We start from the raw sequence: 14,460 nt of genomic DNA, 5'->3' as shown, positions 1-14,460 counted from the left end.
GACGGGGATGTTCCGCCTGATCCCGGTGCTGCCCGACGCTTCCGGGGAATGACGTGGAAGCGGTCCTGACCTCGTTCTGCGACCTCTGGGCGATGTGGTGTCCCACCCGGACGGGCGGTGATCCATGAGACGAGAGATCATCGTCGCGTTCGACGGGTCGCCGCAGAGCCGTGCCGCCGTCGAGTGGGCGGCGCAGGAGTGCAGGGCGCGGCTGGTGGAGCTGACCGTCTGCCACGTCTGGGACGGCCCCCGCGCGGAGCGCGAGGCCGGGGTCGCCGAGCGGGAACGCAGGCTCGCGGGCCGCACCCTGATCGACGGTGTGGAGCTGGCCGAGCGGTTACTGCCCGGCCGGGCCGTGCGGTCGATCCTGGCCCGGGGGGCTCCCGGGCCGGAGCTGGTCTCGCTGAGCCGGGCGGCGGAGATGCTGGTGATCGGCCGCCGAGGGCTCGGCGGGGTCGCTGAACTGAGCGGACCTCTGCCTCTGGGCCGGAACAGCCCGCTGCGAAAGTTATGAATATGAGGTGTTTTAGCACCATTACACTTCTTTGGCTCACAGTGACTGGATTGCTGGCCGGAGTCGCGTTTCACGTGGCCGGCGCAGACACTACCGGTGACATCGTGTGGGCCGCAGTCACCGGCGTGGCCCTGGTGCCCGCGACGGGATGGGTGGTGTCGGCACTGCGGAGCGGCCGACTGGGCGTGGACGCCATCGCCGTACTCGCCCTGGCCGGGGCGCTTGCCGTACGGGAGTACCTCGCCGGCGCGGTGATCGGTGTGATGCTCGCGACCGGCCGGGCACTGGAGGACTACGCCCTGCGCCGGGCCCGCCGGGACCTGACCGCCCTGTACGAACGCGCCCCGCACTCGGCCCGACGCTACGAGGATGGGGTGCCTCGCCTTGTGCGGGTCGAGCAGGTTCACCCCGGCGACCTACTGCTGGTCCCCAGCGGGGAGACGGTCCCCGTCGACGGCGTGGTGGCAGGTGGCCTCGCACTGCTGGATGAGTCGGCACTGACAGGAGAATCACTGCCCGTGGAGCACGCTGTGGGGGAAAGCGTGCGCAGCGGCGTGGTGAACGCCGATGCCGCCTTCGATCTGCGGGCCACCCGGAGCGCGGCCGAGAGCACCTACGCGGGAGTGGTACGGCTGGCGCGGCAGACCGAAGCGGACAGCGCCCCTGTCGTACGGCTCGCCGACCGGTTCGCCGCCTGGTTCCTGCCGGCCACGCTCCTGCTGGCAGGAGCCGCCTGGCTGCTGTCCGGCCAGCCGGTGCGGGCCGTCGCCGTACTGGTCGTCGCCACCCCCTGCCCGCTGCTGCTCGCCGCACCCGCGGCCATCGCCTCCGGGTTGTCTCGCACGGCGCGGCACGGTGTGGTGGTGAAGGGCGGAGGAGCGCTGGAAAGGCTCGGGCAGGCCCGCACGCTCATTCTGGACAAGACCGGAACGCTGACCGCCGGACGGCCCCAGGTGGCCGACGTCGTGGCCGCGCCTGGTGTCCGCGCCGATGACGTGCTGCGCCTGGCGGCTGCGGTGGATCAGATGTCGTCCCATGTGCTCGCCGCCGCGATCGTCGACGCCGCCCGCGTGCACCCGGCCGGGCTGCCGCAACCGGCCGAGGTCCAGGAGGTCCCGGGTACCGGTACCACGGGGCTGGTGGAGGGGCGCCGGATAGAGGTCGGCAAGGCGACGGCCGCCGCCGCCTCGGAGTGGGAGCGGGCCCAGCGGGCACGGGCCGCGCTGGACGGCGCCATGACCGTCTGGGTGACGGTGGACGGCGAAGCGGCCGGGGTGATCCTGCTCCGCGACGCCGTACGGGCGGATGCGGCACGGACCCTGAGGCGGCTGCGCGCCGCCGGGATCGAGCGGGTGGTCATGCTCACCGGGGACCGGGCCGAGGTCGCCGAGAGCGTGGGCGTGGTGCTCGGTGTCGATCAGGTGCTGGCCGAGCAGACCCCCGCCGCCAAGGTACGGGCGGTACGGCAAGAGGCGGCCAAGGCGGTGACCGTGATGGTGGGCGATGGGATCAACGACGCCCCGGCCCTGGCCGCCGCCGACGTCGGGGTCGCCATGGGCGCCCACGGATCGGCCGCCTCCACTCAGGCGGCCGACGTGGTGCTCACCACCGACCGCCTGGGTCGGCTCGCCGACGCCATGGACGTCGCCCGTCGCTCCCGCCGCATCGCTGTGCAGAGCGCCGCCGCGGGAATGACACTCTCTCTGCTGGCCATGATCGTAGCCGCGGCCGGAGCGCTGCCGCCCACAGCAGGTGCCCTGCTGCAAGAGGCCATCGACGTGACAGTGATCGTCAATGCGCTGCGGGCCCTGCGTCCCGCACGGCGAACCCAGCCCATGGTCGATGCCTCCACCGAGTCCATGCTGCGCCGCTTTGAGATGGAGCACTCCTCGCTGCGGCCATCTCTGGAGCTGATCCGGGAGACAGCCGACGAGCTGGGCAGGTACCCCACAGCGGCGGTCCTCGATCGCCTGAGGGAGATCCACGGCTTCCTCACCGAACGACTGCTCCCACACGAACGGGCCGAGGAACGGCGTCTGTATCCGGCGATGGGGCATGTCCTCGGCAGCCCCGAAGCCACGATGACCATGAGTAGGGCGCACGCGGAGATCGAACGGCTCGTCCGATGGCTGGGACGTCACCTCGCCCTCGCCGAGGACGGCGAACCGCACCCGGAGCAGCTCGACGACCTGCGCGCCTGCCTCTACGGCCTGCACGCGGTCCTCCTCCTCCACTTCGATCAGGAAGAGGAGGCCTACTTCTCCATGAGCGCCGGCTCACCGGCGTGACCGAACCCAGCGACCGGGGCGGTCGAACGATAGTTACCCTCTTGAATGACCGTAGACGACGGCCGGTGTCACGGCGATCGTGCGGTGACGGTCACCCTGTTCGGGAACTGCGGCCCGGCGTGATGCCCATGGTGGATCCAGCCCACAGCCTGACCGTCGACCACACGCGTACACGCTCACGGTGGTGACCTGGTTTGCGGTTGTCTTCACTCCGCCCGCCCTGCCTTAAAGGGCTGGACCTGCGGAATGCTCCGCCAGCGGCTCACGCAGAGCAGACCATAAGTCCTCCGCATCGGGGACCTTCGCCGCTGACACCCCCGAGACCGCTCCGGAATGCTCATGTTGGGGGGTAATCATGCAGACCAAGGATGTCATGGACACGGTGGTCGTCGCGGTGCGGCCAGAGGCGTCGTTCATCGACGTCGTCGACACCATGCTGCGCTTCAAGATCGGCACGATCACCGTCATCGATGCCGACAAGCGTCCCATCGGCGTGATCTCGGAAAACGACCTGTTCCTCAAGGAGACCGATCCCGGCGAGCACACGAGTGGCATCTTCGAAAGCCGCAGGAAGTCCGAGGAACGCAGGAAGGCCGCCGGCGCCACGGCTGGGGAAATCATGACCACCCCCATGATCACCGTCACGGGAGGAACCTCCGTCCGGGGCGTGGCACGGTTGATGCACCGGTATCGGATCAAGCAGTTGCCCGTGGTCGACGCGGTCACCGGGCGCATCACCGGATGCGTCCGCCAGAGTGACCTGCTCAAGGTCTTCGCCCGTCCCGCCGAGGAGATCGATCAGGAGATCACCGAGATCTGTGACCGGCTCTATGTCAACCGGGAGAAGCTGGCCGTCGGCATTGAGGCGGGCGTGGTCACGCTGACGGGCCAGGTCGGCTTCCGCTCGCAGATCTCGCGCCTCGTTGCGGCGGTCCGCGGAATCGAGGGTGTCCTCACCATTGAACACAGCCTCACCTGCCGGTCCGACGATCTGGTCCGCGTCCCACCCCTCTACCTGTGATGGAGGTGGAGCCATGAGCGCTTGCACAACCGAGGAGATCACCTCTGCGATCCGCACGGCGATCCAGGCCGCGGTGTGGGCACCGTCGGTGCACAACACCCAGCCGTGGTCTTTCGTCACCAACGGTGAGGAGATCGCTTTGCGCGCCGACGGCGACAGGAAGCTGCGGATCAGTGACCCCTCGGGCCGGGAGTTGCTGATCAGCTGCGGTGCCGCCCTGATGAACACACGGCTCGCGCTGCGCGCGCTCGGTTACGAACCGCAGGTGCGGGTGCTGCCCGACCCCGACCGTCCCGCCCTGCTGGCGACGGTGCGGATGGGCGCGGCGGTCGCCGTCGATGAGCACACCCGGCTGTTGCATGCCGAGATCGAACGCCGCCGCACCCACCGCGCCGGATTCATCGAGTCGCCGGTACCAGACCACCTTGTCGAGACGCTCGTCTCTCAGGCGGCCACCGAAGGGGCGCGGTTGACACCGGTCCACTCTGAGGCCGCGGTCCGGGTGCTCGCCGCGCTCACCAACGCCGCCCAGGACGTGCAGTCCCAGGACCGGTTGTTCACCCTGGAGGTGCTCCGCTGGGCTCAGCCGCCCGGAAGCTCTCGCAAGGAGGGGGTGCCCGCGAAAGGCTACCCGCGTGAACCCCGGCGGACCCATCCGCACTTCGCCCAGCGCGACTACGGCCACGGGCACTCGTGGGGCAGCGACGCCGATCAGTTCGACTCCGCCTCCGCCGGGCTTGTGGCGGTCCTGACCACCCCGGGAGACTCCCGCGAGGACTGGGTCGCGGCCGGCCAGGCGCTGCAGCGCGTCCTGCTGCACGCCTCCGCCTACGGTGTCAGCGCGGCCTTCCACACCCAGGCTCTGGAGATGTTCCACCTGCGGGAGTTCCTGCGGCAGGAATTGCTGTCGGGCGAGTATCCCCAGATGATCCTGCGTCTGGGCTTCACCCTCGACGAGAGCGAGGGTGTCCGACGGCCGGTCGCCGACGTGCTGGAAGAGCGCCGGCGGAGCTGACCGGAAAGTCGGAAAACCCCACGGCAGCGAGCCGTACACCGGCGCCCGCGGGCCGCATGGCCGGACGGGCGCATACCGGTGGGGCCGGCTTGATCAGAAAACGATGCCGAAGGCGGCCAGACGCAGTCGGCGAAGATAATCCGCCCGATCAGCGCCGCAGACCGTAGCCTCATCTGGCGTCATCGTCGCTGACGCGTTTCACAAGACAGCTCCGCCAAGTGAGGAGGGTAAAGGCCGAAGGTCCCTCACTCAGATGGCCTTCGCCTCACGATCTGGCTGCCGCCACGATGATCTGGTGAGCGTATGCACATCGACGCGGGTACCACATCAGGCCTCAGCGAGGCCCAGGCTTCCCGGTCACTGGACGAACACGGGCCCAACGAGCTGCCGCAGCCCAGGCCGCCCACCCTGCTCGCCCGCGCGGCGCGGCAGCTCGCCGACCCGCTGTCGATCCTGCTGTTGATCGCTGGACTGGTGACGCTGGTGATCCTGGCCGAGGTCCCCGAGGGGGCGGCGATCCTGACGATCCTGCTGGTGAACGTGGTCATCGGGGTCAGCCAGGAGGCCAAGGCCGACCAGGCGGTTCGCGCGCTGCGCACGCTCACCGCGCCCATGGCCAAGGTACGGCGCGGCGGCATCACCCGGCGCGTTCCCGCCGCGGAGGTCGTGCCCGGCGACGTGATCGAGGTTGCGGCGGGCGACCGGGTGCCCGCCGACGCCCGTCTGATCGAGGCGAGTGCCCTGGCCGTCGATGAGGCCGTGCTGACGGGGGAGTCGCAGTCGGCGGACAAGCGGGCCGGCGGTGTGACCGGCCTCGACACCCCGCTCGGCGACCGCGACGGGGAACTGTTCTCCGGCACCCTCGTTGTCCGCGGCTCGGGGATGGCCGTCGTGGAGCGGACCGGCGCCGCGACCGAGATGGGACGCATCGCCGGAGCCCTGGAAGGGCGGACGAAAGGGCCGCTGGAGATGGACCTGGCGCAGGCCTCCCGTCGGATCGGCCTGCTCGCCCTGGTGGCGGGGACGGCCATGGTCCTGATCGGGCTGACCCGGGTCGGCCGGGGCGAGGCCGCACTGCTGGACATCGTGCTGGCCGGGGTCGCGCTGGCCATCGCCGCGGTCCCCGAGAGCCTGGCCGCCGCGGTCACCACCGCTCTGGCGCTCGGCTCCCAGCGGATGGTCAGACTGGGCGTGATCGTCCGACGGCTCCCGGCGATCGAGGCGCTCGGCGCTACCACCGTCATCGCATCCGACAAGACCGGGACGCTGACCACGGGACGGCTGACGGTCGTCGACCAGGTGACGGTTCCCGGGGCGGACCTGTGGCGAGCCGCGCTGCGCTGCAACGACGCCCGCGACGGGCTCGGCGACGCGGTCGACGTGGCGCTGCGCGCGGCTGCCGAGCGCCGCGGGGCCTACCTCACCGACGGCGAGACACGCCTGGCCAGCCGGCCGTTCGATGCCGAGACCCGGTCCATGGCGGTGGTGACCGACGGTCCGCTGCTGACTGTGAAGGGAGCACCGGAGGTCGTGCTGGTCCGCTGCGCGGAAAGCGAGCAGACGCAGCGCCTGACCGACGCCGTGGAAGGGCTCGCCCGACAGGGGCTGCGCGTGCTCGCGCTGGCCGAGGCGGACACCATGGATCTGGACGCCGAGGGCTTGCGCCCGCTCGGCCTGGTCGGACTACGCGACGAGGTCAGGCCTTCGGCTCGCCAAGCGGTCGCCGACTGCCGGGCGGCCGGCATCCGGGTCATGATGGTCACCGGAGACCACGGCGATACCGCCCGTGCCGTGGCCGAGGAGGTCGGCATCGAATCCGACCCCGTGATCACCGGCGCGTCTCTCAACGGTGACGACAGGGCCGCGCGACTGCGCGGGGCGGCCGTGCTGGCCCGCGTGGATCCGGCGACCAAGCTCGACCTGGTCCACGTGCTGCGCGAGCACGGCGAGGTCGTCACCATGACCGGCGATGGCGTCAACGACGCGCCCGCGCTGCGCCACGCGGACGTGGGCGTGGCGATGGCAGGCGAGGAGGGAACCGATGTCGCCCGCCAGGCAGCCGCGGTCGTCGTCACCAACGGCGAACTCGGCACCATCGTCACCGGGGTGCGCGAGGGACGGCGCCTGCACCACAACGTCGCCTCGATGATCGGCTACCTGCTGACCGGCAACCTCGCCGAGATCATCCTGGTGCTCGCCGGCCTGATCCTCTGGCCAGATCTGATCATCCCGTTGCTTCCCGTGCATCTGCTCTGGATCAACCTGGTGCTCGACGGCATTCCCGCCATCGCCCTCGGCGTCGACCGGCCCCCGGGAGATCCCCTGACACTTCAGCCGCGGCGTGGGGGCCTGTTGTCCGGTGCCGTGCTCGGCCGGGTCACGGTGCGAGCCCTGATCGTCGGCCTGCTCGTGATCGCCGTGGTCGAGATCGCCCGCAGCATGGGCTGGAGTGATGAACAGGTGCGCACCCAGGCGGTACTCGCGCTGGTCTTCGCCCGGCTGACCCTCGCCTACGTCGTGCGGGCCCGCCGGTGGACTCTCGAACACGGCTGGTGGCACGGCCGCACGCTCCTGATCGCGGTCGCCGCCACCGTCCTGCTTCAGACCCTCGTCACCCTCGTGCCGCCGCTCGGCGCCCCACTGGCCCTGGTGCCGCTGCCCCCGGCCGGATGGGCGATGGCCTTGACCGCCGCGGTGCTCACCCCGCTGCTCTGCGATCTCACACGCCGACTCGGAGGGAGAGATACCGATGCCCCCTGACGGCGGATCTCCGCACCATGTCCGGCTCAGGAGATGCTTTCCTACCTGGTCCTTTCTGTTTCGAAGTAGTGATCGGGAAGAGGACGATCACAAGTTCGTCGTCTCGCTCATGCGATGGCCAGAGGTCCTGCGGGGAGGGGACTTTCGCCGGTGTCCTCGCCGTGCCGTAGGGCGATGTGATGGAGCCAGAAGAAGGAGAACATCATGATCCTGGTAGGAGTCGACGGCTCGCGCGCTGGACTTGAGGCCGTGGGCTGGGCGGTGCGGGAGGCCGGACTGCGTGGCACCACGCTGCGCGTCGCGCACGTCATACCGGCCTGGGCCTACGAGATGCCCGAGTATGCCCCGCACGCCGACGTGGGTCGGTGGATGCGCGAGGGGGCCAGGTCCACGCTGACGGAGGCTCTGGAACGGGCGCGCGAGGAAGACAGCGGTGTCGAGGTGGAGTCGCTGCTGCTGCCGGGCGATCCCCGGCTCGGCCTGCTGGAGGCCGCAGGGGAGGCGGAGATCCTGGTGGTCGGCAGCCATGGCCTGGGCGGCTTCCGGGGAATGTTGCTCGGGTCGGTCGCGCTGGGCGTGTCCGGACATGCGGCCTGCCCGGTAGTCGTTGTACGGGGGTTGCCCGCACAGGCACACGGCGAGGTGGTTGTCGGCGTCGACGGCTCCCCGGCGGGGGAAGCCGCCATCGAATTCGCCTTCGCCGAGGCGTCCCTGCGTGGCGCCGTCCTGCGGGCGGTTCACGCCTGGAGGCAGCCGGTCGTCGGTGGCGGGCCCTTCGCCCTGCAGGTCGCAGAAGAGATGGCCCAGGGGGAGCGGCGCCTGCTGGCCGAGGCCCTGGCGGGTCGGAGCGAGCGCTACCCGGACGTCAAGGTCACCGAGCAGGTGGAGCATGGGCATCCGGTGGACGTCCTGAAGGACGCCTCGACGCACGCTGACCTGCTGGTTCTGGGATCGCGCGGACGCGGCGATCTGACCGGGCTGTTTCTGGGCTCGGTGAGCCATTCGCTGCTCCACCATGCCGCCTGCCCGCTGGTCGTGACCCCTGCCACGACGACACCCAGGCACGCCTGATCTAGGAGATCATCTTCTCGGCGACTACAGGTTTGAGCTTTTCGGAAGCCACGGTGTTTGCAGGGTCTCAATTGCCGGGTCATAGGCCGGGGCTGTGACCTGGGCCAGGGTTTCCCCGATGTCTCCCATCGCGACATTCGTCGTTTCACTCTTCTAAAATGTTGATCCTCTATGGCCTGCGAGTTTCCGTATCTCGCTCATGACGGTTCATCCATGCGGCGAATACTGCCGTCTCCTGACCGTCGGACGGCGTGGCGGCAACGAGCCGCATGGGTTTCCCCTTGTAGTCAAGACTGCGCTTCCTGGATCTTCCGCGCAGCTGGCGGTTCTGCGGTCTACGGAGATCGCGCTGAATATATCCGCCAAGTGCCTGCTCATAGTTACTCATAGTTAGAGCGAAGTCATACACCGCAGACGGACGCCCCGGCGCCTGCAACGCGCTGCCACCCAACTGCCAGACGACCCACCGCCCTGTCGTGTCTGGTGAAGATTCCTGAGGTTCGGCAAATGCGGCTACAGCCCGGCCTTGGTCATGGGGTTGTCCTTCCAGCGGTCGACGGCGCGGACGTAGCCGTGCACGGTGGGGGAGGTGGGCTTCCACCGGCCCTGTTCGGCGATTTTGCCGGTGGGCACGTTCGCCTCGGCCAAGGTGGTGGCGCCGCCGGCGCGCAGCCCGTGCGCGCTGTAGCGTTCGGCGTCGGGCAGGCCGGCGCGGCGGGCGGCGTCCTTGACGATAGTGTTCAGCGCGACGCCGGACAGCCGCAGTCCGCCGCGGCCGGCCCAGCCGGGGGTGCCGCCGATCCGGCCGAACCGGTCGATGGGCCGCAGCAGCGCCCCGGTGGTGATGCCATGCTCGGCGAGCACGGCCAGCCAGGCCTGTATCGAGCGGACCGGGCAGGTGGCCAGGTGGGAGCCGTAGGGGACGGCGACGGTCGCGCCGGCGGCGTCCTGGTCGGTCTTGCTCATCGGGATGAACACCTCCAGGCCCTGGCGCAGCAAGGTGAGGTGCTCGCAGTCGAGGGCGGCCAGTTCGCTGCGCCGGCCCATCAGCGCGAAGCCGAGCACCAGCGCGGCCCTATCCCGGATGCCGACCACGGTGTCGTCGGGGGTGTGCTCCAGCAGGCGGCGCAGGATCTCGACGGTGATCGGCGGGGCCTTACGAACGGTGTTGCCCGCCTCTGCCCAGGCGCGGCGGTGGGCGCGCAGCGCGTCCCGGGCGGCGGTGGTGTGCGGTTTGGCCAGGTTGGCCTTGCCGTGCGCGGACAGCACGCAGGCCAGCGCCTGGTCGATGCTGGCCGGGGCCAGGCCGCGCCCGGCCAGTTCGGCGACGAAGGAGGCCAGGGTGGCGGCGGTGGCCGGTAGCGGGGTGCGGCCGGTGGCGGTGCACCAGGACAGGTAGTCGGTCCAGGCACGGGCATAGGCGCGGGTGGTGTTGGCCGCCGGGGCCGCCGCGATCAGCCGTTCCGCGTCCTCGGTCAGGTGCTCGTCGGCCGGGCGGAGCGCGCCGGGGATCAGCACCCCGTCCAGGACGATCGCTCCGCCCGTCGCGGCCGTGTGCTCGACGGAACGGGGGGCGAGCACGCCGGACGGGACGGGTCCCGGCGCGGTGGGGGAGGCGTCTAGCCCGGGTGCGGCGTCGGTGTCCTGGCGCTTCAGAGTCATCCGATCATCCTATCATCAGCTTCATTAAGGCTTGCGATAAGCAAAGTTATCGCAAGCCTGCTCGGCGTGCAGTACCGCCGACATATCGTAACGTGACGCTTCGATTTTTTATCGTGTCGACAAGACACGTTTTGATAGAGTGCTTGAGTGACCGACGACGCATCGACCCGCCCTGCGGGCGACCCGAATAACACCGATTTCGACCTCCGCCCGGAACGAGGTCACCCGGCCGACCCGCCCGCGGCACCGCTCGACGACGCCCCGCCCGGCACCACCGGCCGCTTCGACGGCGGGCCGGGCGTGGCGGCCGAACCGCTCCCGTCGCCCGCCGCCGATGCGGCGGCCCCGCACGGCCGATGTGCCTGGGACGGCCAGCCGCTGCCGCGCTCCACCGGCCGCCGGCCTCGCCAGTACTGCAGTGACGCCTGCAAAACCGCCGCCTCCCGCGCTCGGCGTAAAGAGCAGATCACCGCAGTGACCGCCGCGGTGGCCGAGTCCGGCGCCATCCTGGCCGAAGCGCGTCCGCTGCAGGAGGCACTACGCACGCTCGTCGACCGCTTCGCCGAAAAGGTCGACCTGGCCGAGAGCGGCGCGCTGGCCCGGATCAGCGCCGCCGAAGCCGAGGCCGCCGAGGACCGCGCGGACGCCGCGATCGCCCGCGAGCAGGCCGCGGCCGCCGATCGCGCCCGCATCAGTGCCGAGCGGCGGATGCGCGAAGCCGAGCAGGCCCAGCGACTGGCCGAGGAGCGCGAGGACAACGCCCGTGCCGACCTGGAACGTATCGGGGAAAAGACCCGCGCCGAAGTGCTCGAACTCGGCGAAAAGCTCGGCGACGCCAAGAAGGCCACTGAGCTCGCCGAAGGCGTGACCGCCAACCAGGCCAACCAGCTGCGCGCCCTGCGCACCGAAAACCGCGAGCTGCAAGCCGCCCGCACGGCACTGGACGACGAGCTCGCCGAACGCGGCCGCCAGCTGCAGACCGCGCAGCACACCGGCGCCCGGCTGCGGACCCAGCTGAGTGAGCACAGCGACCGGGCCGCAGCCCTGGCGCTGCAACTGGCCACCGCTACCGCCGACGCCACCACAGCACGCGAGGAGGCCTTGGCCACCCACGCCGACCTCGAGCGGGTGCGCCAGCGCCACGACGAGCAGACCCAGCACCTGCGCGCCAAGCTGGAGGCCGCCCGGCAGCAGGCCGAGGCCCGCGTCACCGAGCTGATCCGGGTCCAGACACTGCACGAGGCCGACCAGGAGCTGCTCGCCGAACTACGCGGTCAGCGAGAGGACCTCAAGGCCCGCAATGACGCCCTGTACGCCGAGGTAGGGAAGCTACGAACCGAGATCGACCAGCTGCGGGCGCACCCCGCGCCCGGCGCCGCAGAGCCCGAACAGAACCGATGAAGCCGTCACCGGCCAGTATTGCCACAGGTCAGCGTGCATCGATCCGCCCGTCAGACGCGGCGTCGACGGCCAGAGGCAGGAGAGCCGAAGGGCCACACGGTGGCGCGGCCGGTACCACGGCCGCCGACAACCACACCGCACAATGCCCAGCGAGCGTTCACCAGTGAGCCTCAGGCCGGGCTGGACCTGGTGACGGCCCAGGGCGATTACAAGGTGGCGGCGACCGGCATCTGGCCATCATCGGCTCAGATGATCAATGGCTGCCCATAGCCCACTCTGCACCCTTGAGGCCGAGTCATCCAGCCGCGTTCCACAGCGGCTGCGTACCGGAATCGTCGACCCGACGTCGAACCAGTCGATCAGCGCATGGCCGCCACTGACATCCCGGTGACGATTTCTGCTGACAGAAAATGACGAAACCGCAGCTCAAGCAGCCACAGCACCGTCAAAAGCTCGCAGGAAACGTCACCAGATTTCAGCCGGGGGAGTATCGCTGCGCCGTCCAGGAGCGCATACCCCGAACGGGGCCAAGTCACCGGGCTACGGAACATCCACCGAGGGAGGGGGCGAGCGCTCAAAAAATTAAGACGAAACCTGCACAAAAGCGGCAAGCAAGTGAGAGGTCTTCACGTTACTGACACGAGGCGACGATTTCGCTGACACCAAGTGACGAAACCCCATGTCGGCGAAATGACGAATCCCAGCTGAGCCAGGACATGCAGCACCGCATCAATCGGCGTACCGCTCGAACTCGACCGGCGGGAATTCACATTCCCGGTAGTTACTGGCGATCGATGGTGGCGCAACAGATCTTTATTATTGACTTTGAATTTCCAGAAAATAAAAAATGCTACCCTGGAGCGGTGGACGAGTCAGGTGTGATGACGCCGTGTAAGCACTGCGGAACACCCATCGAGCAGCGCGCCGGGCGAGGGCGGCCGCGGGCCTACTGCCGGCAGGGTGACTGCCAGGCGGCGGCCAAACGGGAGCGGGAGCTGAAACGCGCGACACCGGGATTGGAAGGGGCGCTGGCTCGGGCGGAGGAGTTCTACGAGCGCATGGAGAAGGGGATGGCCGCGGCGATCGCGCCGCTGGCGAAGGTGCTGGCCGACGAGCTGAGCCCTGCCGGGGTGGAGGCAAAGCTGAGCGCGGTGCAAGCCGAGGCCCACACCCGTGTGGCGATCGCGCGCACCGAGCGAGAGCAGGCATTCGAGCAGGTGCGGCTGGCACGCGAGGCCACCGGCCATGCTCGCCGTGAGCGTGACGCGATGGCGCGGCAGGTGGAAGAGGCCAACAACGAGCGTGACATCGCCCTGGCCGACGCGGAGACCGCCAGGGAGCAGGCGCTGGCCGCCTTGCACGAGGCGGCCGCCACCGAGCGCATGGCCAGGCATGCCGAGCAGGAGGCCAGACGGCGCGCCGAACGTGCCGAGGCCGAGAGAGACGCAGCGGTGCAGGAGATGGTCGAGCGAGTGGAGGCGGCCGAGGCCCAAGCCCAGCAGGCGATGGTACGAGCCGCCCAGGAGCAGGCGCAGGCCGAACAGGCACGTGCGGAGCGGGACCGGGCGCAGAACGCGGCCGACGCCGCTCAGGAGGCAAAAGCCGAGGCCGAACGAGCCGCCGTCGCCACCGCCGCCCTCGCCCAGGCGATCGAAGCCGAGCGGGATCGCGCGATGGCGCGTGCCGAAAAGGAGACACAGGCACGCGGTCAGGCACTGGCCGAAACGGCTGAGGCCCGGGCTCAGGCGACTCGCGCGGAGAAACGGGTTGCTGAGATCGAGAAGCGGACGGCGCGACAGCTGGCCGATGCCGAAAAGCAGGCTGCTGAGAAGATCGCCGAGGCGCAGGAGCGTGCCACGACGCAGGCGGCTCAGGCACAGGCCGAGCGGGACGAGGTGAGAATGCAGCTGGCCATGGAGCAAACGAGGCTGTCCGATCTGCGTGAGCAGATGGAGGCACTACGCGCCGAGGCCGCTCAGCTCCGGGAGCGCGCGGTGACGGCGGAGTTGCGAGTCAGCGCAGACCGCTCCGAACCGACCACTCCTCAGCCGTGAACCCGATGAGGCGACGAGGACCAGGCTCGCGACCGGCGGCCGGCGACCGGGTGGCGGTGTCGGCCTCCGACCTCGGGCTTGAGGAACAGCGGTACAGCCGTTATCGGTGAGATTGATCTTGCTTTTGGTTGGACCGATCCGACCCGGCATCGGTTCGATCACCGCGCCATCTGGCGTGGATCTGGATGGATATCGTCCGCGCCGTGCCGGTGGAATTTCTGACAGATGAGCAGGCAGCGGCGTATGGGACGTTCGCCGAGGTGCCGATGCGATCGGAGCTGGAACGGTTCGTCTACCTCGATGACGTCGATCGGGACTTGATCGCGCTGGCCGAACCCGGTCACATCAACTCGGCTTCGCTTTGCAGCTCTGCACGGTGCGCTCCGTCGGCCTTTTCCTGGAAGATCGCTTGAATGTGCCGTGGCCGGTGGTGGAGTATCTGGCCGAGCAGCTAGGGGTCGACGATCCCTCCTGTATCAAGGCATACACAGCGCGCAGGCAGACGTTGTACGACCATGCCTGGGAGATCCGCAAGGCCTACGGCTACCGGGTATACGAGGACCGCGAGGCGGGCCGGAAGTTCCGGACCTTCCTGCACGGACGGGCGTGGATCCATGCCGAAGGCCCGGTCGCGCTGTTCGATCACGCGGTCGGCTGGCTGCGCCGCCACCGGG

Annotated in this window: 10 protein-coding genes and 1 pseudogene; 10 read left to right on the top strand and 1 reads right to left on the bottom strand. The window is 69.5% G+C overall.

Features of this window, described 5'->3' with window-relative positions; genetic code table 11:
* Positions 1-124 precede the first annotated feature (124 nt).
* The 6 genes from ACFY2X_RS31805 to ACFY2X_RS31780 all read left to right on the top strand — a co-directional run bounded on the left by ACFY2X_RS31805 (position 125) and on the right by ACFY2X_RS31780 (position 8,669).
* The gene (locus ACFY2X_RS31805; protein WP_389945534.1) at positions 125-514 is read left to right on the top strand and encodes a universal stress protein; all 390 of its coding nucleotides are present in this window, start codon (positions 125-127) and stop codon (positions 512-514) included.
* Between the two features lie 41 nt (positions 515-555).
* A complete protein-coding gene (locus ACFY2X_RS31800; protein WP_389945531.1) occupies positions 556-2,802 on the top strand; it encodes a heavy metal translocating P-type ATPase in 2,247 nt (748 codons plus the stop codon).
* 355 nt (positions 2,803-3,157) lie between these two features.
* Complete coding sequence (locus tag ACFY2X_RS31795) at positions 3,158-3,823, top strand: CBS domain-containing protein (protein WP_389945528.1); 666 nt, start codon at positions 3,158-3,160, stop codon at positions 3,821-3,823.
* A 13-nt stretch (positions 3,824-3,836) separates the two neighbouring features.
* A complete protein-coding gene (locus ACFY2X_RS31790; RefSeq protein WP_389945526.1) occupies positions 3,837-4,838 on the top strand; it encodes an Acg family FMN-binding oxidoreductase in 1,002 nt (333 codons plus the stop codon).
* A gap of 303 nt (positions 4,839-5,141) precedes the next feature.
* The gene (locus ACFY2X_RS31785) at positions 5,142-7,598 is read left to right on the top strand and encodes a cation-translocating P-type ATPase (RefSeq protein ID WP_389945524.1); all 2,457 of its coding nucleotides are present in this window, start codon (positions 5,142-5,144) and stop codon (positions 7,596-7,598) included.
* 204 nt (positions 7,599-7,802) lie between these two features.
* Positions 7,803-8,669, top strand: coding sequence for a universal stress protein (locus ACFY2X_RS31780; protein ID WP_389945521.1), 867 nt, complete (start codon positions 7,803-7,805; stop codon positions 8,667-8,669).
* Between the two features lie 513 nt (positions 8,670-9,182).
* Here ACFY2X_RS31780 and ACFY2X_RS31775 read toward each other — a convergent pair.
* The gene (locus ACFY2X_RS31775) at positions 9,183-10,331 is read right to left on the bottom strand and encodes a site-specific integrase (protein ID WP_389945518.1); all 1,149 of its coding nucleotides are present in this window, start codon (positions 10,329-10,331) and stop codon (positions 9,183-9,185) included.
* A gap of 147 nt (positions 10,332-10,478) precedes the next feature.
* On the opposite strand from ACFY2X_RS31775, the gene ACFY2X_RS31770 reads away from it, so the two are divergent.
* The 4 genes and pseudogenes from ACFY2X_RS31770 to ACFY2X_RS31755 form a co-directional block, all read left to right on the top strand.
* The gene (locus tag ACFY2X_RS31770) at positions 10,479-11,732 is read left to right on the top strand and encodes a hypothetical protein (protein WP_389945515.1); all 1,254 of its coding nucleotides are present in this window, start codon (positions 10,479-10,481) and stop codon (positions 11,730-11,732) included.
* Between the two features lie 863 nt (positions 11,733-12,595).
* Complete coding sequence (locus ACFY2X_RS31765) at positions 12,596-13,786, top strand: hypothetical protein (protein WP_389945512.1); 1,191 nt, start codon at positions 12,596-12,598, stop codon at positions 13,784-13,786.
* Between the two features lie 185 nt (positions 13,787-13,971).
* Positions 13,972-14,199, top strand: coding sequence for a hypothetical protein (locus ACFY2X_RS31760; protein WP_389945509.1), 228 nt, complete (start codon positions 13,972-13,974; stop codon positions 14,197-14,199).
* Positions 14,163-14,447 (top strand): annotated as a pseudogene (locus tag ACFY2X_RS31755) (DUF4158 domain-containing protein); the annotation flags it as partial. The gene ACFY2X_RS31760 and the pseudogene ACFY2X_RS31755, both read left to right, overlap by 37 nt.
* Positions 14,448-14,460 lie beyond the last annotated feature (13 nt).

Source organism: Streptosporangium sp. NPDC000396 (assembly GCF_042898655.1).
Taxonomy (GTDB): domain Bacteria; phylum Actinomycetota; class Actinomycetes; order Streptosporangiales; family Streptosporangiaceae; genus Streptosporangium.
The sequence above is the reverse complement of the archived record's forward strand: the minus strand, read 5'-3'. Positions and strand labels throughout refer to the sequence as shown.